The following is a 22,797-nucleotide window of genomic DNA, read 5'->3' as shown; positions in this document are numbered from 1 at the left end:
GCCGCAATTCATTTTGCTCTGCAATATCCGGCAAGGCCGGCCGCGGGCGGAAGAATGCGGCGTCAAGGCCGGGGGCTTGGCGGATCAACGGCCTGTGCAGCGCAATTCACCGTTCGTCGGCTTTTCCCTCAAATCATTGTATACATGAATAATTCCGCCATCTAATGTGGCGGCAGCGCGTGCCTTGCCACCGGGTGGCGGGGAGCGCAATCTATCGGGTGCCTCAGGATTTCAAGGGTCGATGCGAACAGTATTCCGGGCAGTGAAACGGCTCTGCATGATCTTGGCCGCCATCGTGTTTTTCGGGCAGCTCGCCATGGTTCTCATGCGCTATCTGCTCGGCTTCGGCTTCCTGGAAATGCAGGACGCGGTGAATTATGCCTTCGCGGCCCTGGCCGCCTTGTCGGTCACGATTGCCTTTGACGAGGACAGGCACGTGCGGGTGGATGTATTCCGCCAGAATTGGTCGGAGCGCACCAATGGCATCATTGATGTTCTGGGTAGTCTTCTGCTCGCCTTGCCGATTTTCGCGCTGATGGCCTGGACGGCCTTCCCGCTGGTGCGCGGTTCCTGGGCGATCCTGGAAGGATCCCCTGAAACGGGCGGGCTTCCCGGGCTGTTCCTGGTCAAGACCTGCCTGCTTGTACTGCCGGTTCTGGTGGTTCTTCTAGTCCTGCGACAGTTGATCGGCGCTTTTCGGCGGACGGCGCCATGAGCGCGGACATTCTCTGGCTGGTCTTCATGGCGATGGCCGTGTTCGCCTGTATTCTCAGCGGGGTCCCGGTTCTGCTCGCGATAGCTGGCGCCCCGGCACTGGTTGCGCTGCTGGCGGCGGCCTGTGGTGATTTCGATCTTCTGTTCTTTCAGGCCGTGCCGCAGCGCGTCTTCGGCATCATGTCCAATCCGCTGCTGCTGGCGGTGCCGCTGTTTATCCTCATGGGTCTCCTGATCGAGAAATCCGGCCAGGCGGAAAAGATGCTCAAAAGCATGAGCGCGGCGCTTGGAGGCAACCAGGCGGGGCTGGCGCTCTCGGTTGTCCTCGTCAGCGCGCTCATTGCGGCCTCGACCGGCATCATCGGTGCCACGATCGTCATGCTGGGCACGATCACGCTGCCCGCGCTGCTTGCAGCCGGGGTGAACAAGCACCTGAGCAGCGGCCTGATCTGCGCCAGTGGCACGCTCGGTCAGATCATTCCGCCCTCGATCGTGCTGATCCTGTTGGGGGACCAGATTTCCAATGCCTATTTCGAGGCGCAACAGGAAGCCGGCAACTTCGCGCCCGATCCGGTCACCGTCGGGGATCTGTTCGCCGGCGCGCTCCTGCCCGGGCTGTTGCTGGTCGTCCTTTACGGCGCCTACGTTCTGTTGCGGCTGCGGGGGGCCGCAACACAAGGACAGCAGGCCGTCGAGCGGCGGCAGGTTCCAGCGCTCGAGCTGATCGGAAACATCGCACCGACGCTCGGTCTCATCGTCGCGGTGCTCGGCAGCATTCTTGTCGGCATCGCCACGCCGACCGAAGCCGCCAGCGTCGGGGTCGCGGGCGCGATCCTGATTGCCGCCGCGGGCCTGGGAGGGCGCGCCGCCCGCCTGGCCATTGCTTGTGCCGGTCTCGCGGTGGTGCTGTTGCTGCTGCGCCGGGCAGGGGGCTTCGGCCTGGAATTCAGCGGTGGCCACATCGACTTCTCGGCGGCGACGGTCCTGTCGCTGGTCCTGACCGGCTCGGCTTTCGCGTTGTTGCTGGCGGCCTCCGGGGCGGTCCTGCGCGGCGGCATGTTGTTGCCTGCGCTGCGGGAGACCGTGACGATCACCGGCATGATCTTCGGAATCGTGATTGCGGCCAGCATTCTCTCGCTGGTATTTCGCGGTTTCAACGGCGACGAACTCGTGGCCGATTTGCTGCAGTCCCTTCCGGGCGGCGCCTGGGGCATGCTGGTGCTGACCATGCTGGTGATCTTCTTGCTCGGGTTCATTCTGGAATTCGTCGAAATCATCTTCATTGTCGTGCCGATTGTCGGACCCATCATCCTGCAATCCGACATCAGTCCGGTCTGGTTCGCCGTGCTGATCGCGATGAACCTGCAAACATCCTTCTTGACGCCGCCATTCGGGTTTGCGCTGTTTTATTTCCGGTCCGTGGCACCGGCGGAAATACGCACGACCGACATCTATGTCGCGGTGATACCGTTTGTTGCCATTCAACTTCTGGCGCTTGGTCTGGTCGCCGCCTTTCCGGCACTTGCGACGCTGTTGCCCGAGGTTCTGTTTTAACTGTTGAGGAGTGGAGGAGAACACCATGAAAAGACGCGAATTCCTGAAGGCCGGGGCGATTGCGGCACCGGCCGGCCTGCTGGCGGCTCCGGCCGTCGCCCAGGGCAAGATCGAGTGGAAGCTGCCGACGTCTTTCCCTGCGAAAGCGCCGGGTGTCGGCACCAATGTCACCACTTTCGCGGACCGGGTCGCGGCCATGTCCGACGGGCAACTGACCTTCAAGGTCTTTTCCGGAGGTGAACTGGTGCCGCCCTTCGGTGTCGAGGATGCCGTCGAACAGGGCACCGCGGAAATCGGTCATTCGACACCCTATTACTCGGCGTCGAAAAACTCCGCGCTGCATTTCTTTTCCGCCGTTCCCTTCGGCATGACGGCAGTGGAGACCACCGCGTGGCTGCGTTATGGCGGCGGCCAGGAACTCTGGGACGGCATTTACGCCGAACGCGGTCTGAAACCGTTTTATTCGGGCAGCTCAGGCGTGCAGGCGGCCGGCTGGTTCAAGAAGCCGGTGGAAAGCCTGAACGACCTGGCCGGTCTCAACATGCGCATCGCCGGTCTCGGCGGCGAGGCCATGCGCAAGGTCGGCGTCAACGCCGTACTGCTGCCGCCTCCGGAAATCTTCCCGGCGTTCCAGTCCGGTGCCATCGATGCAGCCGAATGGGTCGGACCGATGCTGGACCAGGCCTTCGGCCTGCAGAAGGTCGCCAAATACTGTTATGTGCCGGCCTTCCACGAGCCGTCCGCCGCCCTGGAGATCGTCGTCAACCAGGAAGCCTATGACAGCCTGCCGCCCAATCTGCAGGCGATCATCGCCAACGCTGCCGAGGCCGCCTCGAGCGAGACCACGGCGCAGTTCGACTATTACAACGCGGTTGCCATGCGCAAGCTGAAGGAAGACGGCGTTACCTTCGCGGCGTTTCCGGACGATGTCATCAAGGCATTGAAAACAGCGGTCGCCGAGGTGATGGCCGAGAATGCGTCCGCCAACCCGGCGTTCGCCGAAGTCCAGAAAAGCTACGATACGTTTCTGGAACTGGCCAAGGACTACGCCTCTCTGGTGAAGGCCGCGACCTTCACCCAGAGGCTCTAGAAGAACCGACAGGCCGTCGTTTTTCGTTCGGTCGCGTTTATCAGCAGCCTCTCCCCGGCGCATTGTCAGGGAGAGGCTGCTGCGAAGATACCGGTCCAGGCGCCGGTTCATCCGGCAACGACGTGCCGGAACGCTCCCCTCAAAATCATCCGAATTTTCCGAACCGCGAAGCGTGCTGGAGCGCATTGGTCACATAAACAACCTATGATAGATTTATGGAATAATCACAATCAAAAGACTTTTCTCGACACCAATTTTGGAGGAAGATCATGAAGGGCCTTTTCGCAACAATTGTGCTGATGCTGGGCATCGGGTACGCCCCGTTTGCCGCGGTCGCCACGGAAGATCTGCCACCGCCTCGGTCGGACAGCTGGACCGTGCCGACGCAGTTTCTCGCCTGCCGCGGCAATGTCTACGCGCTTTGTTATTACTCCGGACCGGAAATCGCGACGCCGAGCCGGCGTTACTCCAATCCTCCGGTCATGCCGTGCGAGATGGACGCCGATGGGGCCGAGGCCGCCGCGTGCACCTGTTATGCGGTGACCGACCTTCCCGCCATTCCCGACGAGAGCCCTCTGGGGCTGGCGCTTCAGTTCAATTATGTGCTGATGACCAGCATTCTGCAGAAAGACGTCAATCGGGCAACGATCGAGGAATGCGGACCGCTGGGAGACAAATGCCTCAATCTGGTAAACTTGGGCACGTGCGCCGGGTCGGAATTTCAGGGGGAGGGCTGTCAGCAGGCGGACGTCTGTTCAATGCTCGGCGACGCCAGGACCGGCGCGCGGCAGACCCTTTATGAGAACCTGACGGATGTGACGCTGATCTCGACATTCAGCTTCGAAAACGCTTCCCAGCACGCCTTCGGGTCGACCTCCTGCGACGGCGGGAAATACGCGGGCTGCATGACGGCGCCGTGCAAGCAGGACGAAAATGGCCTCACGACATGCCAATGTCCGGTTTTCGACGGCCCTTACCAGGTCGGCCAGCGGTCGGAAAGGCTCAAGGAACTCGGCCTGGGTTGCGATATCTCGCCCAATGTCTGGTCCGCGGCCAACCGCATCGCCCTGCCGTAGGGACAGGACAGCGCAGGGCAGGCGGCCGGAACTCTCGGCGCTGGCGTGGTTGCCGGCGGAAAGGTTCAGGGTTCCGCCTGCCGCTCGCGGTAGACGATGTAGATGCCGCTCGCGATAATGACCGCTGCGCCGATATAGGTGGCCAGATCCGGAATTTCTGCCCACAGAAGATAGCCCAGCAGGGTCGCCCACAGAAGCGCAGTGTAGTCGAACGGGGCCACCACTGTGGCCGGCGCCAGCCGGAACGCCTGGGTCATCAGGGTGATGCCGGTTGTGCCGAACAGGGCGATACCCAGAAAAAGCCAGATGTCCCCGGGCCGGAGCTGCACCCAGAAAAACGGCATGGCCAGCGCGCTCAGGAGAGCGCCCGCCCCAACCAGATAGACCATCAGTGTCCACACGCTCTCGCGCGGATCGACCCAGCGGGCGCTGAGCATCAGCAGCGCGTAGACAAAAGCGGTCGCCACCGGCAGAAGCGAGGCGGTCTGGAAGGTTCCCGAGCCGGGGCGCACGACGATCAGAACGCCGGCAAACCCGACAAGAACGGCCGACCAGCGCCGCCAGCCGACCGGTTCGTGCAACACCAGTGCCGAGATCGCCGTCACGAAAACAGGCATGGCGAAAATGAGCGCCGTCGCCTCTGCCAGTCCGAGATAGAGGAAACTGGTGAAGAACATCGTCGCCGCCAGCAGCCAGAGCAGGCCGCGTAGCAGATGGGCGGCGGGCCGGACGGAGCGCAATGCCGCGGGGCCTCCCATCGTGAGGGCAACCAGGACGGCGACGGGCAGGGCGATGACATTGCGCAGAAAGAGGATCTGCACGGGCGGGTAGCCCTCCGTCAGCGTCTTGCCGATGGCATCGTTGATACACAGGCAGGCCACACCCGCGGTCATCATCACGATGCCGATAGTGACCTGGTTGCGACTGACGGATGTGGCTGATTGCATGACTTGGCCTCCCCCGGGACCGGCAGATAAACATCGCCCGCTCGGGGTGGCAAGCCGGGTTTCGACCACAAATGGAGGGTGCGCGACCTGTTGGTCTGCTCCCGCTAAATGCCTTCGATTTGAGTTAGAGTTTTCCGCGACGATTTTCCTGGCTGGGAAGGAGCGGACTTGATGAAGGCGTCGAAGTTTTCGGATGCGCAGGAGGCGTTCATTGTGAAGCGTGGGGAAGAAGGTGTTCCGGTCGCGGAGATTTGCCGTGAGCCTGGGATCAGTCAGGCAACGTACGTCAACTGGCGCAAGAAATACGCAGGGCTGATGCCGTCGGAGATGAAGCGGCTCCGGGAGCAGCAGAATACCTGGCTCAATGAGATCGTCGCGGACCTGTCTGTGGACAAGGAAATGCTCCAGGCTCGTCAAACGGAAGCTCTGAGGCCTGTCCGTGCGTTTCCCGTGCAATACGAGATCAAATAAGGTACAAGCCCGTGCAACTTGAGCTAATTCCGCGCACGTCACTCTCTGCCTGAATTCATTGAAATGTATCATAAAACTCTGAAAAATAACGCGAAAATACTCGCCATCGCCCCGATGATGGAGTGGACCGACCGGCATTGCCGGGCGTTTCACCGGGCGTTGACGCGGCACGGCCTGCTTTATACGGAGATGGTGACCACCGGGGCGGTGATCCACGGCGACCGGCAGCATCTGCTCGGCTTTTCCGATATCGAGCACCCGATTGCCTGCCAGCTCGGCGGTTCGGATCCGAAGGACATGGCCGAGGCTGCGCGGGTCGTTCAGGACTTCGGCTATGACGAGGTCAACATCAACGTCGGCTGTCCCTCGGACCGGGTCCAATCCGGCCGGTTTGGCGCCTGCCTGATGACGGAACCGGACCTGGTGGCGGCCTGCGTCGCGGCGATGAAGGCCGCAGTGGACATTCCCGTCACCGTCAAGTGCCGGATCGGCGTCGATGACCAGGACCCGGAGGAAGCGCTCGACCGCATGGCGGATGCTGTCTTCGCCGCCGGTTCCGACGCACTCTGGGTGCATGCGCGCAAGGCCTGGCTGCAGGGGCTGAGCCCGAAGCAGAACCGGGACATTCCACCGCTCGATCATGACCGCGTCGTCAGACTGAAACAGCGCCTGCCGGAAAAATTCATCGGCCTCAACGGCGGTCTGCAGACGCTCGACCAGGCGCAGCCCTGTCTCGACACGTTCGACGGGGTGATGTTCGGGCGCGCCGCCTATCATACACCGCAGATCCTGGGCGAAGTCGACCGCCGGCTCTATGGCACGGACGAGCCCGATGTGTCGCCCTGGGAGGCTGTCAGGGCGCATCTGGCCTATCTCGATGGTCAACTGTCCGGCGGCGTCAGGCTGGGGCACATGACACGGCACATGCTGGGCCTGTTTCACGGCCTTCCCGGCGCGCGCTCGTGGCGGCGCATCCTGACTGTGGACGCGATCAAACCGGGGGCAGGCCTGGAAGTGGTCGAACGGGCGCTTGCAGCCGTCAGCCCCGCCAACGCGGAGCTTGCTGCCGCGGAATAGGTCGCGCGCGCAGGGGACGCGCTGCCGTCACGGCGACAGAACCAGCCTGTCACCCTCGATCCGCCAGCCTTGCAGCCGGTCCAGCGCGCTCATGCCGAACAGGCTTGCCTCCAGCGAACCCTGGCGCGCGACGAAACCCCGAATATTGCGCAATGTGTGATCGCCGATCGTGATCGCCTCAATCTGCACCGGTGCGACCATCGTCCGGCCGTTGGCGGTCGACACGGGGACGGTAAAGGACAGATCCTGTTTCCGGAAGCCGGCGCGGCGGGCATCTTCAAAGGTCAGCACCACAGCGCTGGCGCCCGTGTCGAGCAGGAACTGCGTTCTGGTGCCGTTGGTGCGTCCGTCCAGAACGAAATGCCCACCGGCATCCCGGACGATCAGGATGGTGCCGTCCGGCTGGCTCACCGCAAGGCCGGGCGACAGCGCCCCCAGGACCCTGTAGCCGACCTGGACCAGGTCTGTCCGGTAGGTGTAGCCGGTGACCAGCAACAGGCAAAGCCCGCCCCAGAACAACGTTCCCTGGATGATTTCCCGGACCCTTGGCTGGCCGAAGATGAAACTTCCCAGGAAGACGAAGGCAAGAGCGGATAGCGCGACGAAGCGCGGGCCGGTGTCGTCGAAATTGACATTCGAGGGATCGGTGGGATCACCGAAAAACGCATAGTACGCAGCGATCGCCATGACTGCGATCAGCACCACCACCACAAATCCGCGAAAGCGTTTCGGGCCGCTCATCGGCGCCCGCCTGCAGCACCGCCCGGCAGGCGCCGGTCGGCAAGGTCCGCCATGATGTCGGCGCGTTGCCGGTCACTGTAACTTGCCCAGGACGCGATTTCGCCGGCTGTGCGCAGACAGCCCGCGCACAGGCCGCTTTGCCGGTCGATGAGGCAGGTTTTGTTGCACGGTGACTTCATCAGGCGGATATGGCGGCAGATTGTGGCTTTGCCAAGACTGAAACGGGCACAATTGTGCGAGACATGGGACCCGTCACAGACCTCCGGCAGCATAGGTGAAGGGGGCCGTGATCACGCGGATGGGCAGGGTGACGGCGGCCTCGGCGGTCTGTCCGACGAAACTGCCGAGATCACCTCCGAGACCGGCGCCCCGGTTCTGGTCGGTGTTTGAGGCCACAGCCGACTGGCTGAAGGTCGTCACGAGTTCCGGTCTGAACTGCGCCAGTTGCGCGAACTTGGTATGATGCGCCCCGTCGAGCGACTCCAGGTCCGTGACATCGACGACGATGGCGCCCAGTTCGGCGAGCTCCTGGTCGTCGGAATACGCGCCGACGCGTTCCTTGCCGCCGGCAATCCTGCGCGACAGCCGCAGCGCCCTGTCATCCCTGGAGACGATCACGGTGTAGGGTTTTGCCGGTTTGCCGATCTTCTTCAGTTGCGCCTTGAACAGGTCGACATCAATGTCGGGCGCGGCCAGCACGATGTTGTTGATCTCGCGGCTCAGCAGGCCGCGGTTTTCGGGCCGAATCTGGACAGCCGTTTCCATCAGCAGCCAGTTGCCCATGGAGTGGGCCAGAACTGTGATATTGTCCGCCTTTGAACGGGCAAGCTCGACGAGTGTTTCCTCAAGCGCGCTACGTGCGATCGCCGCACTGTTCAGGTCATAGACGTAATCTTGCAACTTGCCGCGCGATGCCCAGGTGAAAAGCACGGGCACCCCTTCGAACCTGGAGTCATGAACGATCTGGGTGAAACGGTAGAGGCTCTCGGGAAAGCGCGTGTTGTAGCCGTGGATGAACACCAGGATCTCGCGTTTTCCCTGTGGCATGGCCGCCAGGCGTTCGTTGATCTCCTGCCGGAAAGCAGCCTTGTCGGCAATGTAGCCGGCGTCCCGGGCAACAAATTCCTTGTCCGGATTGCCCGGCAGGCTTGCAGGCCACTCGATCTCTCCGGGGACGTGGGACGGCGGCACCGAGATCGAGGCTTCCGCATAACTGACTGCGGTCGCGCGTTCACCGCTGAAATAGCTGCCCGGGCGGCTGTCCCGCTCTCGGGTTGTCGCGATCAGGATATCGCTGACCCGCGCGTCGGGCGCCGGATCCGTGTTCAGGGCAAGCGCACCGGCTCCGGGCCGTCCGCTGCAGGCCGTTACCAGCGCCAGTGTCACGACAAGGGCTGTGGCGGTGAGCGCTTGCGTGACCGGGCGTCGGCGCTGATGGGTCCGGTTCAATTTGAGCATGAATGCGATATGTCCTGAAGGCATTGTGCCGCTGGTCACGGCAACATAAGCACGCCGGTGAGAAAACCAAGTCCGCTGAGTTGTTGAATTGCGCCCAAAACATCCCCCGTGACACCGCCGATCCTGGTCAGGGCAAGCCGTCCGGTCATGTGCGCGACCCCGGCCGCGAGCAGCAGGCCGAGCGACAGGGCGGGCAGAGGCAGGAGCAGAGCGGCCGGCAAGAGCAGGATCAGGGCCACTAAGATTGCCTGGCGGGCGGTTTCAGGCAGGGGTTTGCCGAACCGGGCGGCGAGGCCATCAGGGCGGGCCGGGGGAAGGACCTGCCATTGCCAGACCAGCACGGCACGGCTCAGGGCCTCGCTGCCCAGCAGGATGAGGGCAGCGTCTGCCGGACCGAGCCGTTGCCACAGCGCGGCGAGCAGCGCGACGCGCAAGACTGTCGTCACAATCAGCGCAAGAGCGCCATAGGCGCCAATGCGGCTGTCCTTCATGATCGTGAGCCGCTTCTCGCGGCTTGCTGCGCCGAAAAAACCGTCGGCGACATCGCCCAGGCCGTCCTCGTGAAGCGCTCCTGTTGTGAGCGCGAGCAGGCCGATCGTGATGGCGGCCACGGCAAGCTCGGGAAGGTGGGAAAATCCGAGCAGGATCCCGAGCGCCGCTGCCGGCAGCGCGATGGCGGTGCCAGCCAGCGGTGCGGCGCGCGCGATCCGGGCAAAATCCGGCAGGGCTGCTGGATCATCCGACGCATTGACCGCCGGAAGCGGCAAGCGGGAAAAGAATCGGATACAGGCGGCCGTGTCGGCGGCGAAGCCTGTAAGCACTCCTGTGAGCGCCTTGGCAAAGACCACCGCCTGATCCCGGGTTTTGTCGGACCGTGTTTTCTGTCCTGAATCAGGTGTTTGGTCGGATTCGGAGGTCATCAGGCCGGTCCCGCGCTTGAGTTTTTCAAGGACGGGTTATAGATCAGCTCCCTAGCGAGACCAAGTGCCGGCGCGTTGCCGCCGCTCAAACCGGAACCAGAACCCAATGTCCCTCTCCGAGACCGCGCTTCCCTTTCAGGATATCCGCAACCTGGTGCATTCCATGCCCGGACCGGACGAGGAAGCCCTCGCCAGGGTCAGGGCGCGGGATGCCGAATTGACCAAACCGGCCGGATCGCTCGGTCGGCTGGAGGAAATCGCCGAATGGCTCGCTGCCTGGTCCGGCAAGGCGCCGCCAAAAATCACCCGTCCGCTCGTGGGGATCTTTGCAACCGCCCATGGCATCGCCGATGAGGGCGTGTCCGCGTTTCCCGGCTCGGTCAACCGTCAGATGGTCGAGAACTTCGCCGCTGGCGGTGCGGCGATCAACCAGTTGTGCCGGGCTTATGACATTGGCCTGAAGGTGTTCGATCTGGCGGTGGACATGCCGACTCCGAGCATCACCCGCGAAGATGCCATGGACGAAGCCAACTGCGCGGCCACCATGGCCTATGGCATGGAGGCGCTCGCGGGCGGTATCGACCTGATCTGCCTTGGTGAAATGGGCATCGGCAACACCACGGTCGCGGCGGCGGTCCTCAACGGGCTGTTCGGCGGCGAGGCCGGCGACTGGGTCGGACGCGGCACAGGTGTCGACGACGAGGGTCTTGCCCGCAAGCGCGACGCGGTCGCGGCGGCTGTCGCGCGTCTGGGTGGGGAGAAAGACCCGCTGGAAATCCTGCGCCGCATCGGTGGCCGTGAAATTGCCGCCATGGCCGGGTTGATCATAGCGGCGCGTCTGCAGCGCGTACCGGTCATAGTCGACGGCTTTGTGACAACGGCGGCGGCAGCCGTGGTGTATGCCATGGATCCTGCCGGCCTCGATCATTGCCTGTTCGCCCATGTTTCCGCGGAACAGGCGCACTCCAGGGTGTTGGACCACATGGGCAAGCAGGCCCTGTTCGATTTCGGCATGCGTCTGGGGGAAGGATCGGGCGCCGTGCTGGCGGCCGGGATCGCCAAGGCGGCCGCCGAAATGCATTCCGGCATGGCGACCTTTGCCGACGCGGGTGTCGCGGAAAAAGGCGCCTGAGTCCCGGTCAGTGGACCTGACTGGTTCCGTCTCCCGATCAGGAGGGGTGTTCAGGCCAGGTCCAGGGCGCCGCTCACCTGAATGCGCCCGGCGCTCTGTGGGTCAGGCGGAGTGGGCCTTGTCCGCCGGGGGGCCGTCGTCGCGGTTTTCCGGTTCGGCCCAGTCCACGTCCAGCGAATAGTTCATGATCCGGGCCCGCGGCAGGGTCACCGTCACTTCGGTGCCTTCGCCCGGTTTCGATTTCAGGGCGAACCTGCCGTCATGCATGCTCACCAGGGCCTGCACGATGGACAGGCCGAGACCGGTTCCCGGTTCTGCGCTCTTGATCGCGTGGGATCCCTGGCCGAAGGCCTCGAGCACGGTCGGAATTTCATCTTCCGGAATGCCCGGGCCGCTGTCCCTGATGGACACATGCTGACCGCCGTCCGGTGTCGTCCCGACCATGATCCGAACGTCGCCGCCGACAGGCGTGAATTTGACCGCGTTGGACAGAAGGTTCAGTACCACCTGGCGTATGGCGCGCTCGTCCGCCCACACCCGGGGCAGGCCCGGCTCGTGGGTGTGATGAAGCGCGACCGACTTGGCCTTGGCACGCACATTCATCATGCTGGCGCATTCCTCGACGATGTCGTCGAGATAGAGCGATTCCTCATGCAGTTCGTGGCGCCCGGCTTCGATCCTCGAGAGGTCGAGGATCTCGTTGATGAGGTTCAGCAAGTGCTGCCCGGAGCCGTGAATATCGTCGGCATAGGACCGGTAGGTCTTGTTGTGCATCTGGCCGAGCACTTCATCCTTCATGATTTCCGAGAAACCGAGGATGGCATTGAGCGGTGTGCGCAGTTCATGGCTCATGGTCGCCAGAAACCGTGACTTGGCAAGGTTGGCCGCTTCCGCGCGCCGCCGCGCCTCGTCCGACGAGGCGTTCGCCGTCTCCAGCTCCGCGATCAAGTGGTCCTTGTCCGCCCGGTATTCCAGCATGGTGTTGGCATTCTTGAGCAACTGGTTGCCCAGAATGAAGAAGAACCCCTGGGCGCCGATGGCCATCGCGGCGAGCGTGTAATGGATCGGGTCGACCTGTTTCAGGAAACTGACGGTCACCACAAGGGTCATCGGCAGGGTGCTGGCCAGAAGGCATTTCGGCAGCGTCGCCGATTGCATCGTATTCATGGCGACCACGATCAGCAGGGTCGCGAAGTGAAAGATCACCAGACCGTCGCTGGCTTCACCGGCTTTCGGCATCAGGAAGAACAATGCCCAGCTGCAGCCATAGATGAAATCTCCGAGTGTGAAACGCCGCCGCCAGTAGATTCGGGCCTTCTGGTCGGAGGGCGCTTTCTCGAAGGCATGGCTGGTGTAGACCATGAGAAAATGGGTGCACAGGGTAAGGGTGAACCAGACACCGATGAACACTGGGTCGAGCCACAGGACGGAGATCGCCGCGACGATCAGGGCCAGCAGTGGAACGGCATAGGCTGCATTGATGCGGGTGTCCGCGAACAGGTGCTGGCGCTCGAGATCGAAAGTTGTATGCCGGTTGTCCTGCGCCCCGAGGCGGCTGTGAACAGACCGCGCGGACCGTGCCATTGCCCGCCGGCGAATGGCTCGCTGTTCGTTGATGGCGTCTTTGTCGGCGCCTGTATCTGACGCAAGGTTGCCCATGTGCCGCCCGGATGTTTTGATTTTGTTATTGTGATACTGCGTGTTTGTTCAATCTGACTCACCATTCCTTAAGATCGTCCTCAGGATCGTGGTAAGGGAACGGTTAACCGCCTGTACCAAGGTGCAACTACTTGCCGGAAACGATGAAGCCAGCGAACCTTGAAGCTCTTGTCAGCGACGTGCGCGCCTGCCGCATCTGCGTCGAGGCGCCCGAGAAAACCCCGTTGCCGCACGTGCCCCGGCCGGTCCTGCAGGTATCGCGGACGGCCCGGCTGTGTGTTTGCGGTCAGGCCCCTGGAACACGCGTGCACCGGAGCGGCCGTCCGTTCACAGATCCCTCCGGCGACAGGTTGCGTGCCTGGATGGGGGTCGGCGAGGACGTTTTCTACGACGCGGAAAAACTTGCGATCGTGCCGATGGGGTTCTGTTTCCCGGGGCTCGACGACAAGGGGGGCGACCTGCCGCCGCGGCGCGAATGCCGCAAGGCCTGGCATGACAGGCTGTTCGCGGCAATGCCCCGGATCGAGCTGATCCTCGTCATAGGACAATATGCGCAGGCCTATCATCTGGGCGGGGAACGGCAGAAGACAATGACGGAGACGGTGGCGAACTGGCGCGCTCATTTCGACGTTGGACGCGCCGGCAGGCCTGCGGTGCTGCCGCTCCCGCATCCATCCTGGCGCAACAATGCATGGCTGAAAAAGAACCCCTGGTTCGAGGCCGACCTGCTGCCGGTGCTCCGGCGTGAGGTCGCGCGCCTGACGTGATCCCTCGGCACACTGCTAGATGTTCGAAAATAATTCTCAATTTGGCTTGAATTGACAACTCGGTTGAAATTCAGGTACGGATTTTTATCTTCAGGTAAAATGATTTCCCAAGAGCGCGGATTGCCTCAGGTGGGAAAATCGCCGCCGAAACCGGATTTGTGAGCAATGATCGACCGTATCGACCGCCGTATCCTTTCCATTCTGCAGGAAGACTGCACCGTCCCGGTGGCCGAGGTCGGCCGTCGGGTCGGTCTGTCGACCACGCCGTGCTGGCGCCGTATCCAGAAAATGGAAGAAGATGGCGTAATTACCGGACGGGTCGCCCTGCTGGACCCGGGCAAGGTCAATGCCAAGGTCACGGCCTTCGTCGCCATCACCACCAACCAGCACTCGGAAGACTGGCTGAAGAAATTCGCCGACGTCATTCGCGAGTTCCCGGAGGTGGTCGAGTTCTACCGCATGGCAGGCCAGGTCGACTATCTGTTGCGGGTCGCCGTGCCGGACATTGAGGCCTATGACGAATTTTACAAGAAGCTGATCTCGAAGATAGACATCTCGGATGTCTCGACGACTTTCGCCATGGAGCAGATCAAGAACACGACGGCCCTGCCACTCGCCTATGTCGCGGCGGAGAAGCCCAAGTCCAAGTAACGCCCGGATGGATCCCTGGATGCCGGATGGGTCGTTCCGGGCGCGTCCCGGCGGGTCGTCGATCCACGGGCCCGGGCAGCGGGGACCTCATGTTTCCGGGTGAAGGGGATGGCGTGCAAGGAAGCGGGCGCGTTCGGCGTCCAAAACCGGCTGGCCGGAAAAGATCTCCGCGTAAGTGGGCATGCGCCTGAGACGCGGTTCCAGCGGTTCGCTCGGTCCGTCCTTGACCATTGAAATATACCCGATCTGGGTCTGATAGATCGTGTTGGCCCGGATGTTCGCGTGGGCCGGCTCGAACCCGAAGCGGCTGAACATCGCTTCGAGGGACGTGACCCTGATCGTGTCGGCTTCCTCCAGCATCTTCGCCAGGTCCGGATCCGTGTGCGCCCAGTTGCGCATCGCAAATTCCAGGCGCGTGTCGAACAGGTCCGGCAGCAGCCAGAGATCGAAGACATTCAGGATCGCCTCGGTAATCGTTTCCGCGTAATCCTCGGTCCGCTTGATCAGGTTGCCCGTATTCTTCGATTGCCACAGTCTTATCAGGGCGTTCAGCAGATCCTCGCGATCCGAGAAATGCCCGTAAAAACTGGTGCGGGACAATCCGAGGCGTTCGGCCAAGGGCATCACCTTGACCGCGTCGATCCCGCTGTCAAGCAGCACCTGATAGGCCGCTTCGATCCAGATCTCGCGGGACCCGCGCCAGCCGGATGACTTTTCGATCAGGACAGTGTTCATGAGGCTCCGATACCAGAGCCGCCAAACACCGGCAATCAAAATTGACACTTATGTCGACAAAAACGACATGAATGTCGTTTTTGCGTCTTTTCAACAATGTTGAACTGTCACTAGTGTCGCAGGCAGAGGGTTTCCGCAAAGCGGCACAAAACAGGAAGAGGGACGCGCATGTCGAAGGATCCGTTGCTGCAGCCTTACAAGCTCAAGCATCTGACGCTGAAAAACCGGATCATGATCACCTCGCACGAACCGGCCTACCCGGAAGACGGCATGCCCAAGGACCGCTACCGGGCCTATCACGAGGTGCGTGCACGGGCGGGCGTCGCCTTGACGATGACGGCCGGGTCGGCCGCGGTCTCGCGAAATTCCCCGCCCGTCTTCAACAACATCCTGGCTTACAAGGACGAGGTCGTGCCCTGGATCAGGCGCCTGACCGATGCCTGTCATGATCATGGCTGCGCGGTGATGATCCAGCTCACCCACCTGGGGCGCCGGACCCACTGGAACAAGGGGGACTGGCTGCCGGCGGTGTCGTCGAGCCATCAACGCGAAGCGGCGCACCGGGCCTTTCCCAAGAAAGTGGAGGACTGGGACATTGCCCGCATCATCGAGGACTATGCCGATGCCGCGGAGCGCATGAAGGCGGGCGGCATGGACGGCATCGAGTTGCAGGCTTACGGCCACCTGATGGACCAGTTCTGGTCCCCGGTCACCAACACGCTGGATGGGCCCTACGGCGGGTCGCTGGAGAACCGCATGCGGTTCTCGCTGGAGGTGATCGATGCGGTTCGCCAGCGTGTCGGCGACGACTTCATCGTCGGTGTCCGCTTCACCGCCGACGAGGACCTGGAAGGCGGCATCGCGCCGGAGGAGGGACTGGAGATCGCGCGGCGCCTGAAGGCGACGGACCAGATCGACTTTCTCAACGTCATCCGGGGGCATATCGACACCGATCCGGGACTGACCGACGTGATCCCGGTGCAGGGCATGCGCAACGCGCCACATCTGGACTTTGCCGGCAAGATCCGCCGGGACATCGGTTTGCCGACCTTTCATGCCGCCAAGATCCCGGATGTGGCGACGGCCCGGCACGCGATCGCGGAAGGATTGCTCGACATGGTCGGCATGACACGGGCGCATATGGCCGATCCGATGATCGTCAGGAAGATCGCGGAAAAGCGGGAAGGCGACATCCGGCCCTGCGTCGGCGCCACCTACTGCCTCGACCGCATCTACCAGGCGGGCGATGCCCTGTGCATCCACAACGCTGCAACGGGCCGCGAACTGACCATGCCGCACGAGATCCCTCCGGCGGATATAAAAAAGAAGGTCGTCATCGTCGGGGCAGGGCCGGCAGGCATGGAAGCCGCGCGGGTTGCCGCCGAACGTGGACACGATGTCTGCGTGTTCGAAGCCGCGCCTGATGCGGGAGGTCAGGTGCGCCTGACGGCCCAGTCGGAGCGGCGCCGGGAAATGATCTCGATCATCGACTGGCGTATGCAGCAATGCATGGCACACGGCGTAAAGTTTCGCTTTAATACATTCGCGGAAGCAGAAGATATAAAACAGGAAAATCCGGATACGATTATCGTTGCAACCGGCGGTCTGCCGCACACCGAAGTCCTGAGCGAGGGCAACGACCTGGTGATTTCGTCCTGGGATATCATCGCCTCGGATGTGAAACCGGGCAGGCGGGTGCTCGTCTATGACGACGCGGGCGATCACGCGGCGCTGCAGGCCGCGGAAATCATCGCGAAATCCGGCGCGCATGTGGAGATCATGACACCGGACCGTTCGTTCGCGCCCGATGTCATGGCCATGAACCTTGTACCCTATATGCGGGCGCTTCAGGACAGGGATGTCCGTTTCACCGTGACCTATCGGCTGAAGGCAGTGCGCCGGTCCGGCAACATGCTGACCGCCGTGATCGGCACGGACTACTCTGCGCATTGCGAAGAACGGGACTTCGACCAGATTGTCGTCAACCATGGCACCATCCCGATGGACGATCTCTATTTCGAGCTGAAACCGCATTCCAAGAATCTCGGTTCGGTCAGTCAGGATGCGCTGATCTTCGGGCGGCCTCAACCGCTGGACGCCAATCCGGACGGCACGTTCGCCCTTTTCCGCATCGGCGACGCCGTGGCCGCACGCAACACCCATGCGGCGATTTACGACGCGCTGCGCCTTGTGAAGGATGTCTGACGAATGCTGCGCTGCGGCAAAAAAATCGTCCGTGCGTCTGACAGGGATAAGCGGATGCCGCTTTTGCGTCATGCGCCCGGGGGTCTGTGAGCCTAGTTTTCGCACCAGGGATCGGCCGGAAGACTCGGCCGGAAAGGATGGGTCACCATGCTCAGCGATGCAGATATTCATTCTCTCTTGATGAGGCGCCGCGCGGGGTATTCCCTGCCGCAGGCCTTTTATACCGACGCCGATGTCTACCAGGCGGATCTCAAGAACATCTGGCAAAAGGACTGGATTTTCGCCGTTGCCGCTGCCGAGCTGCCCAAAACGGGCAATTACGTCACCCTGCAGATCGGCGCCTGTTCGCTCATCATTGTGCGTGGCGCGGACGGTGTCATCCGGGCTTTCCACAATTCCTGCCGGCATCGCGGCAGCCGAATCTGCTCGGCTGGCAAGGGTTCGGCGCCAAAGCTGGTCTGCCCGTATCACCAATGGACTTATGAACTGGACGGCAAGCTGTTGTGGGCGCGCGAGATGGGGCCGGACTTCAAGCCGGAGAACCACGGCCTGAAGACCGTCCATTGCACGGATATTTCCGGCATGGTGTACATCTGCCTGGCAGACGAAGCACCGGATACGGGCGAGCTGGCAAGACAGGCGGCGCGTTATCTCGGGCCGCATGACCTTTCCAACCTGAAGGTCGCGCACCAGTCCACGATTCTTGAGAAGGGCAACTGGAAGCTGGTGCTGGAAAACAACCGCGAATGTTATCACTGCTCCGGGTCTCACCCGTCCCTGTGCCGCACCTTTCCTGACGACCCGAACCTGGTGGGCGGTGACGACGCCTCCACGTCCAATGTCGGCAGGGCGCATGTGGACCGCTGTGAAAACGCCGGACTGCCCGCGAGCTACCGGATCGCGCCCTCCGAACAATGGCGCCTGGTGCGCATCCCGTTTCTGGGCGATGCGGTCAGCTACACGATGGACGGCAAGGCAGCCGTGTCGAAACGCATCGGCACGGTTCCGTTCGACAACGCCGGAACCTGCCTGTTCTACCATTACCCGAACACCTGGAACCATTTCCTGTCGGATCATGTGCTGACCTTCCGCGTCCTGCCTGTGGGGCCGATGGAAACGGAGGTCACCACGACCTGGCTTGTGCGCAAGGATGCGGAGGAAGGCGTCGACTACGATCTCAAGCGCCTGACCGATGTCTGGATCCATACCAACGATGAGGACCGACGGATCATCGAGGAGAACCAGGCGGGAATTCTGTCGCCTGCCTATGAGCCCGGACCATATTCCCCGGTCCAGGAAAGCGGCGTCATCCAGTTTGTCGACTGGTATTCACGCGCGCTGGAAACCGGCCTTGTCGGACGCTTTCGGGTAGCAGCGGAGTGACACCATGATTCCGATGCCTGGTCGTGACACGCCGCCCTGGAACGCCAGCGAGATGCTGGAATGCGTCAGCGTGTTGCCCGAGGCTCCGGACGTGAAGACCTTCACATTCCGGCCGCCGTCCGGAGCGACCTTCGTCTACAAGGCCGGGCAATTTATCACGCTGGATCTGCCCGTGCCCGGCGGCAACGTGCAGCGCACCTACACCATCTCCTCCACGCCGATGAGCAGCGCCTACATCTCCGTGACGGTGAAAGCCGGGCAGGGCAGCGTCGGCACCCGCTGGATGCTGGGCAGTCTCTCACCCGGAATGCGTCTCAAGGCGTTCGGACCGGCGGGCCTGTTTCACCTGCCGCCTGACCCTGACGGCAAGTTTCTCTTCATTTCGGCCGGTTCCGGTGTCACGCCGATGATGTCCATGGCAACCACGCTGTTCGAGCGGGGGGAGGAGCCGGATATCTGCTTCATCCAGTGCGCCAACAGACCGGTGGACCTGATCTTCCGCAAGCGGCTGGAATACATGGCCAGCCGCGTCAACGGGCTGCAACTGCATTTCGTGGTCAGCCGGAACGACCCCTATGAGGTCTGGACCGGATACCGCGGTCATTTCAATCAGTTGATGCTCGGCCTGATGTGCAACGACTATCTGGAACGCGAGGTCTACTGCTGCGGGCCGGAAGGCTTCATGGAGTCTGTCCGCGAGATCCTGAATGCCCTTGGCTATGACATGGATCGCTATCATCAGGAAAGTTTCCAGGCGCCCGCGGAAACCACCGCAGAACTCACCGAATTCGACGATGTCGTGCCTCAGGACGATGTGCAGGCACAGATCGTCTTCGCGGATTCGAAAGTGACCGCCTGGTGCGCCGAAACCGACACGGTTCTGACGGTGGCCAAGGAAGCGGGGCTGAATATTCCTTCCGGATGCACCTTCGGTGTCTGCGGGACCTGCAAGATCAAGAAGCGCGCCGGTGAGGTTCACATGGTGCATTCAGGAGGGATCAGCGATGACGATATCGCCGCAGGATACATCCTGGCCTGCTGCTCCAATCCCATCGGCACGGTGGAGGTGGACGTCTGATGCCGCCGCCATCGGTCATGGTGCGGGAGAGGGTTGGAAATATGCAAAATTTGCGATGTGTCAATGGCATCCTGCCGCTGGTGAGCGTAGTCTGCGTCCATCACAGAGAGGATGTCGCATGATGAACACGTTTCAAACTGCCATGCTGGCCGGGGCCGCACTGCTTGTGGGGGGAGCTGTTCCGTCGGCGGCGCAATCCGTTCGGGAGGGCGTCACGACCTACCAGGTCGAGGCTGCATTCGAGGATGTGCGCTTCGATCTTGAAAACGCCATCGTCAACCGCGGTCTTGTGATCGACTATGTTTCCCACATCGGCACGATGCTGAACCGGACGGCAGCCGATGTGGGCAGCGAAACCGAGGTGTTTTCGAACGCGCAATCCATGCTGTTCTGTTCGGCCGACCTGTCGCGCAAGGCCATGGAGGCCGATCCGCTCAACATCGCCTATTGCCCGTATTCGGTGTTCGTATATGAGCAGCCCGGCAAGCCCGGTACGGTCACGATCGGTTACCGCCAGTTGAGCGAAACCGGCTCGGACGCCTCCAGGGCAGCGCTTGCCAATGTCAATGCGTTGCTGGACGCCCTTGCCAGGGAAGCGGCCGACCAGTAGCCGGGCGCGCGAAGCTACTCCCTGAATTCTCCCACCGGGCGCTTCGTCCCGGTGGCGGTTCGTCATGGCCGGTGACGTCCCGATTGCCTTTTGTTCTCAGGCAACCGCTCCCCCCCAGATCCTTCTGTCTTCACGTACACAGGCCCGGTCAATCAAGGCCCAGCCAATCAACCCAGATTGACCCACCGGAGCAGGTGAAGCCTGTTGCGCCACCGCTTCGTGCTTTGGGCCTCGAGGACCTTCTGCGTGTGCGGGCCTGGGCGGGTGTTCGGTGTGAAACGGGTTGCTTCCAGAAAGCTGTGCGCGTAGATGTTAAACATTGACTTACATCCTCTTGCCGGTGGTGTGATGGTAATCTGGCAACAAACCGGGAGATATGCGAGTCAGGAAGATTTTTGATATGTAAGGTGGATTAACAGATGGATTGGCGTTCCCTGCCGTCGCTCAACAGTTTGCGGGCCTTCGCCGCGGTCGCGGAAACCAAAAGTCTTTCGGCTGCGGGACGCGAGTTGAATGTGACGCATGCGGCTGTCAGCCAGCAGGTTCGTGCCCTGGAGGCGTTTCTTGGTCTGCAACTTGTCGCCCGGGAAGGCAGGGGCGTTGCGCTCACGCCCGAGGGTGAACGTCTTTTCGAAGGATTGAGCAGCGGCTTCGAAACCATCCGCGAAACCGTCGACGAACTCCTGCAGGACGATGTCGCCAGGCCGCTCAACATCACCATGACCCCGTCCTTCGCGGTCAGCTGGCTGATGCCGCGGATCAATGATTTTCGTCTGCAAAATCCTGATATCGAGCTGATGCTCAACCCTTGCGCGGATGTCGTGGAACTCCGGCCGGGCGGCGTGGATCTCGCCATCCGCTTCGGAAAGGGACAATGGGCAGGACTGGACTCGGAACTGTTTCTGGAAACGAATTTCGCCATTGTCGGTGCAAGTTGCCTGATCGGCGACCGGAGGATCGATCAACCCGAAGACCTGCTGGACTTCCCGTGGCTGCAGGAATACGGCACCAACGAGCTTACCATCTGGATGGAGCGGCAGGGAGTTGTGCCCAAGGGCAAATTGAACATCACCCATCTGCCGGGCTACATGGTGCTGGAAGGCGTGCGCCGGGGCAACGGGATTTCCGCGACCGCCAAAACGTTCCTTGAGGCGGACATCGCTTCCGGCAGCATGAAGGTGCTGTTCGAGGAGGGCGTCTATCCCGGAACGGGGTACCATCTGGTAACCCGCCCGGGTGTCAAGCGTCCGCCGCTGAAGGCCTTTCTCGGCTGGATGCGATCCTTGCGATCCGAGCAGGCGCAACGCGACGGTGAGGGAGGCTGAGCCTCACAGCCTCGCGAGCGCCTGGTCGAAATCGGCGATCTGATCATCGGAGTGTTCGATTCCGACGGACAGTCTGAGCAGGTTCTGCGGTATGGCGGAGTTCGCCCCTTCGATCGTGAAGCGGTGTTCAACGAGGCTTTCCGTGCCGCCGAGCGACGTTGCCCGCTGGAACAGGTCCAGCGCGCCGGCCACGCGCAGGGCTTCTTCCTTGCCGCCATTGACCTGCACCGACAAAAGCGATCCGAACCCGCCGGTCATCATGGATTTGGCAAGCTCGTGCTGAGGATGGCTGACAAGCCCCGGATAGAGAACGGTTTCGACCTTCGGGTGCTTATCGAGAAAGGTCGACAGCTTGCGAGTGTTTTCATTCATGCGCTCGACGCGCAAGGACAGCGTTCTGAGGCTCCGCAGCAGCAGCCAGGCCTCGAAGGATCCGAGCACGGCACCGGCCAGTTTACGTTCTTCCTTGATGAACGCCCAAGCTTCGCTGCCGGCGTCACGGGAGGTGACGACACCGCCCAGCAGATCCGAATGGCCGTTGAGGACCTTGGTGGCCGAATGCATCACCAGATCCGCGCCGAGGGCCAGCGGCTTCAGGATCAGCGGCGTGGCGGCGGTGGCATCCACGCATGAAACCGCGCCCACCTGGCTGCAACACTCGGCAATGCTGCGGATATCGGCGACTTGCAAAAATGGATTGCTCGGCACTTCCAGCCAGACAAGGTCAGGTCTTGTCACCGAAATCTCGTCCAGAAAGACCTCAAGGTCGCTGGTCTCGGCTTCGACAAGGGCGACGTTGTTGCGCGCGCAGAGCTTGCGCAGGAACAGCGTGGTCCCCCAGTAAATTCCGGACTGGACCAGCAGAGTTCCGCCGGGCCGCACCAAACGGGTGATCGCCGCGATAGCGGCCATGCCCGAGGCAAACAGCCGGCTTTCGGCCCCGCCCTCGAGCGCCGCGATCAGACCCTCGGTCTTTTGATAGAGCGCGTTGTCGTCACGGCTGTAGAGATGCGTGGCGCTCACCAGTTCGTAGTTCTCGTCCCGGACAAAGGTTGTCGCTGTCTGGATCGGTGGTACCACCGCCCCGGTCGCGGCGTCGTGACCACCACCGCCGTGGGCCAGCAGGCTGTCGACATGGAGGCCGGGGGCGGCCAATGGCATTTTGGGCATGATAAACTATCCGTTTGTAGAGAGCGGTGGGCAG

Annotated in this window: 21 protein-coding genes and 1 pseudogene; 14 read left to right on the top strand and 8 right to left on the bottom strand. The window is 62.1% G+C overall.

What is annotated here, in order from left to right; translation table 11 throughout:
* Window positions 1-277 precede the first annotated feature (277 nt).
* The 4 genes from AC0VX3_RS17030 (at window position 278) to AC0VX3_RS17015 (ending at window position 4,434) form a co-directional block, all read left to right on the top strand.
* A complete protein-coding gene (locus AC0VX3_RS17030; protein ID WP_475521509.1) occupies window positions 278-715 on the top strand; it encodes a TRAP transporter small permease subunit in 438 nt (145 codons plus the stop codon).
* Window positions 712-2,268 (top strand): TRAP transporter large permease, encoded by a 1,557-nt coding sequence (locus AC0VX3_RS17025; protein ID WP_475521508.1) that lies wholly within the window; start codon window positions 712-714, stop codon window positions 2,266-2,268. The genes AC0VX3_RS17030 and AC0VX3_RS17025 overlap by 4 nt, the downstream gene beginning before the upstream one ends.
* Before the next feature lie 25 nt (window positions 2,269-2,293).
* The gene (locus AC0VX3_RS17020; protein WP_342894318.1) at window positions 2,294-3,358 is read left to right on the top strand and encodes a TRAP transporter substrate-binding protein; all 1,065 of its coding nucleotides are present in this window, start codon (window positions 2,294-2,296) and stop codon (window positions 3,356-3,358) included.
* Between the two features lie 269 nt (window positions 3,359-3,627).
* Complete coding sequence (locus AC0VX3_RS17015; RefSeq protein WP_475521507.1) at window positions 3,628-4,434, top strand: hypothetical protein; 807 nt, start codon at window positions 3,628-3,630, stop codon at window positions 4,432-4,434.
* Between the two features lie 65 nt (window positions 4,435-4,499).
* Here AC0VX3_RS17015 and AC0VX3_RS17010 read toward each other — a convergent pair whose 3' ends face one another.
* A complete protein-coding gene (locus AC0VX3_RS17010; RefSeq protein WP_475521506.1) occupies window positions 4,500-5,381 on the bottom strand; it encodes a DMT family transporter in 882 nt (293 codons plus the stop codon).
* Window positions 5,382-5,552: 171 nt separating this feature from the next.
* On the opposite strand from AC0VX3_RS17010, the pseudogene AC0VX3_RS17005 reads away from it, so the two are divergent.
* Together AC0VX3_RS17005 and dusA are read left to right on the top strand one after the other, a co-directional pair.
* Window positions 5,553-5,822, top strand: a pseudogene (locus tag AC0VX3_RS17005) (transposase); the annotation flags it as partial.
* Window positions 5,823-5,915: 93 nt separating this feature from the next.
* Window positions 5,916-6,929 (top strand): tRNA dihydrouridine(20/20a) synthase DusA, encoded by a 1,014-nt coding sequence (dusA, locus tag AC0VX3_RS17000; protein ID WP_475521505.1) that lies wholly within the window; start codon window positions 5,916-5,918, stop codon window positions 6,927-6,929.
* A gap of 27 nt (window positions 6,930-6,956) precedes the next feature.
* On the opposite strand, the gene AC0VX3_RS16995 is transcribed toward dusA, so the two are convergent.
* The 4 genes from AC0VX3_RS16995 to AC0VX3_RS16980 all read right to left on the bottom strand — a co-directional run bounded on the left by AC0VX3_RS16995 (window position 6,957) and on the right by AC0VX3_RS16980 (window position 10,048).
* Entirely contained in the window at window positions 6,957-7,670 is a 714-nt protein-coding gene (locus tag AC0VX3_RS16995; RefSeq protein ID WP_475521504.1) for a retropepsin-like aspartic protease family protein, read from the bottom strand.
* Window positions 7,667-7,849: a DUF1289 domain-containing protein gene (locus AC0VX3_RS16990; protein ID WP_475521503.1), complete on the bottom strand. Its 183-nt coding sequence runs from the start codon at window positions 7,847-7,849 to the stop codon at window positions 7,667-7,669. Before AC0VX3_RS16990 ends, AC0VX3_RS16995 begins: the two co-directional genes overlap by 4 nt.
* A 73-nt stretch (window positions 7,850-7,922) precedes the next feature.
* Complete coding sequence (locus AC0VX3_RS16985; protein WP_475521502.1) at window positions 7,923-9,128, bottom strand: alpha/beta hydrolase; 1,206 nt, start codon at window positions 9,126-9,128, stop codon at window positions 7,923-7,925.
* Window positions 9,129-9,163: 35 nt separating this feature from the next.
* A complete protein-coding gene (locus tag AC0VX3_RS16980; RefSeq protein ID WP_475521501.1) occupies window positions 9,164-10,048 on the bottom strand; it encodes an adenosylcobinamide-GDP ribazoletransferase in 885 nt (294 codons plus the stop codon).
* Between the two features lie 106 nt (window positions 10,049-10,154).
* Here AC0VX3_RS16980 and cobT point away from each other — a divergent pair, with 106 nt between their 5' ends.
* Window positions 10,155-11,180 carry a nicotinate-nucleotide--dimethylbenzimidazole phosphoribosyltransferase gene (cobT, locus tag AC0VX3_RS16975; RefSeq protein ID WP_475521500.1) on the top strand — a complete coding sequence of 342 codons (1,026 nt, stop codon included), beginning with the start codon at window positions 10,155-10,157 and terminating at the stop codon, window positions 11,178-11,180.
* Window positions 11,181-11,282: 102 nt separating this feature from the next.
* On the opposite strand, the gene AC0VX3_RS16970 is transcribed toward cobT, so the two are convergent.
* The gene (locus AC0VX3_RS16970) at window positions 11,283-12,839 is read right to left on the bottom strand and encodes a sensor histidine kinase (RefSeq protein ID WP_475521499.1); all 1,557 of its coding nucleotides are present in this window, start codon (window positions 12,837-12,839) and stop codon (window positions 11,283-11,285) included.
* A 143-nt stretch (window positions 12,840-12,982) separates the two neighbouring features.
* Here AC0VX3_RS16970 and AC0VX3_RS16965 point away from each other — a divergent pair, with 143 nt between their 5' ends.
* A complete protein-coding gene (locus AC0VX3_RS16965; protein ID WP_475521498.1) occupies window positions 12,983-13,606 on the top strand; it encodes a uracil-DNA glycosylase family protein in 624 nt (207 codons plus the stop codon).
* A 168-nt stretch (window positions 13,607-13,774) separates the two neighbouring features.
* Window positions 13,775-14,257: an Lrp/AsnC family transcriptional regulator gene (locus AC0VX3_RS16960; RefSeq protein WP_342894380.1), complete on the top strand. Its 483-nt coding sequence runs from the start codon at window positions 13,775-13,777 to the stop codon at window positions 14,255-14,257.
* An 87-nt stretch (window positions 14,258-14,344) separates the two neighbouring features.
* On the opposite strand, the gene AC0VX3_RS16955 is transcribed toward AC0VX3_RS16960, so the two are convergent.
* Complete coding sequence (locus tag AC0VX3_RS16955) at window positions 14,345-14,992, bottom strand: TetR/AcrR family transcriptional regulator (RefSeq protein ID WP_475521497.1); 648 nt, start codon at window positions 14,990-14,992, stop codon at window positions 14,345-14,347.
* A 168-nt stretch (window positions 14,993-15,160) separates the two neighbouring features.
* On the opposite strand from AC0VX3_RS16955, the gene AC0VX3_RS16950 reads away from it, so the two are divergent.
* From AC0VX3_RS16950 to AC0VX3_RS16930, 5 genes are all read left to right on the top strand, one after another.
* Window positions 15,161-17,197, top strand: coding sequence for an oxidoreductase (locus AC0VX3_RS16950; RefSeq protein ID WP_475521496.1), 2,037 nt, complete (start codon window positions 15,161-15,163; stop codon window positions 17,195-17,197).
* A 147-nt stretch (window positions 17,198-17,344) separates the two neighbouring features.
* Entirely contained in the window at window positions 17,345-18,580 is a 1,236-nt protein-coding gene (locus AC0VX3_RS16945; RefSeq protein WP_475521495.1) for an aromatic ring-hydroxylating oxygenase subunit alpha, read from the top strand.
* Window positions 18,581-18,584: 4 nt separating this feature from the next.
* Window positions 18,585-19,658 (top strand): FAD-binding oxidoreductase, encoded by a 1,074-nt coding sequence (locus tag AC0VX3_RS16940; RefSeq protein ID WP_475521494.1) that lies wholly within the window; start codon window positions 18,585-18,587, stop codon window positions 19,656-19,658.
* 118 nt (window positions 19,659-19,776) lie between these two features.
* Window positions 19,777-20,268: a DUF302 domain-containing protein gene (locus AC0VX3_RS16935; protein ID WP_475521493.1), complete on the top strand. Its 492-nt coding sequence runs from the start codon at window positions 19,777-19,779 to the stop codon at window positions 20,266-20,268.
* Between the two features lie 419 nt (window positions 20,269-20,687).
* Window positions 20,688-21,593 (top strand): LysR family transcriptional regulator, encoded by a 906-nt coding sequence (locus AC0VX3_RS16930; protein ID WP_475521492.1) that lies wholly within the window; start codon window positions 20,688-20,690, stop codon window positions 21,591-21,593.
* Between the two features lie 3 nt (window positions 21,594-21,596).
* On the opposite strand, the gene AC0VX3_RS16925 is transcribed toward AC0VX3_RS16930, so the two are convergent.
* A complete protein-coding gene (locus tag AC0VX3_RS16925; protein ID WP_475521491.1) occupies window positions 21,597-22,763 on the bottom strand; it encodes a trans-sulfuration enzyme family protein in 1,167 nt (388 codons plus the stop codon).
* Window positions 22,764-22,797 lie beyond the last annotated feature (34 nt).

The sequence above is a fragment of the Roseibium sp. QJM3NY_11 genome (genome assembly GCF_056173175.1).
Note: the sequence above shows the minus strand (reverse complement) of the source record. Positions and strands in the feature narration are given on the sequence as shown.

Excerpts from the sequence above, each read along its gene's own strand:
- AC0VX3_RS17030 (WP_475521509.1), top strand. The coding sequence starts at position 278 with ATGATCTTGGCCGCCATCGTGTTTTTCGGGCAGCTCGCCATGGTTCTC.
- AC0VX3_RS17025 (WP_475521508.1), top strand. The coding sequence starts at position 712 with ATGAGCGCGGACATTCTCTGGCTGGTCTTCATGGCGATGGCCGTGTTC.
- AC0VX3_RS17020 (WP_342894318.1), top strand. The coding sequence starts at position 2,294 with ATGAAAAGACGCGAATTCCTGAAGGCCGGGGCGATTGCGGCACCGGCC.
- AC0VX3_RS17015 (WP_475521507.1), top strand. The coding sequence starts at position 3,628 with ATGAAGGGCCTTTTCGCAACAATTGTGCTGATGCTGGGCATCGGGTAC.
- AC0VX3_RS17010 (WP_475521506.1), bottom strand. The coding sequence starts at position 5,381 with ATGCAATCAGCCACATCCGTCAGTCGCAACCAGGTCACTATCGGCATC.
- dusA (WP_475521505.1), top strand. The coding sequence starts at position 5,916 with ATGTATCATAAAACTCTGAAAAATAACGCGAAAATACTCGCCATCGCC.
- AC0VX3_RS16995 (WP_475521504.1), bottom strand. The coding sequence starts at position 7,670 with ATGAGCGGCCCGAAACGCTTTCGCGGATTTGTGGTGGTGGTGCTGATC.
- AC0VX3_RS16990 (WP_475521503.1), bottom strand. The coding sequence starts at position 7,849 with ATGAAGTCACCGTGCAACAAAACCTGCCTCATCGACCGGCAAAGCGGC.
- AC0VX3_RS16985 (WP_475521502.1), bottom strand. The coding sequence starts at position 9,128 with ATGCTCAAATTGAACCGGACCCATCAGCGCCGACGCCCGGTCACGCAA.
- AC0VX3_RS16980 (WP_475521501.1), bottom strand. The coding sequence starts at position 10,048 with ATGACCTCCGAATCCGACCAAACACCTGATTCAGGACAGAAAACACGG.
- cobT (WP_475521500.1), top strand. The coding sequence starts at position 10,155 with ATGTCCCTCTCCGAGACCGCGCTTCCCTTTCAGGATATCCGCAACCTG.
- AC0VX3_RS16970 (WP_475521499.1), bottom strand. The coding sequence starts at position 12,839 with ATGGGCAACCTTGCGTCAGATACAGGCGCCGACAAAGACGCCATCAAC.
- AC0VX3_RS16965 (WP_475521498.1), top strand. The coding sequence starts at position 12,983 with ATGAAGCCAGCGAACCTTGAAGCTCTTGTCAGCGACGTGCGCGCCTGC.
- AC0VX3_RS16955 (WP_475521497.1), bottom strand. The coding sequence starts at position 14,992 with ATGAACACTGTCCTGATCGAAAAGTCATCCGGCTGGCGCGGGTCCCGC.
- AC0VX3_RS16950 (WP_475521496.1), top strand. The coding sequence starts at position 15,161 with ATGTCGAAGGATCCGTTGCTGCAGCCTTACAAGCTCAAGCATCTGACG.
- AC0VX3_RS16945 (WP_475521495.1), top strand. The coding sequence starts at position 17,345 with ATGCTCAGCGATGCAGATATTCATTCTCTCTTGATGAGGCGCCGCGCG.
- AC0VX3_RS16940 (WP_475521494.1), top strand. The coding sequence starts at position 18,585 with ATGATTCCGATGCCTGGTCGTGACACGCCGCCCTGGAACGCCAGCGAG.
- AC0VX3_RS16935 (WP_475521493.1), top strand. The coding sequence starts at position 19,777 with ATGATGAACACGTTTCAAACTGCCATGCTGGCCGGGGCCGCACTGCTT.
- AC0VX3_RS16930 (WP_475521492.1), top strand. The coding sequence starts at position 20,688 with ATGGATTGGCGTTCCCTGCCGTCGCTCAACAGTTTGCGGGCCTTCGCC.
- AC0VX3_RS16925 (WP_475521491.1), bottom strand. The coding sequence starts at position 22,763 with ATGCCCAAAATGCCATTGGCCGCCCCCGGCCTCCATGTCGACAGCCTG.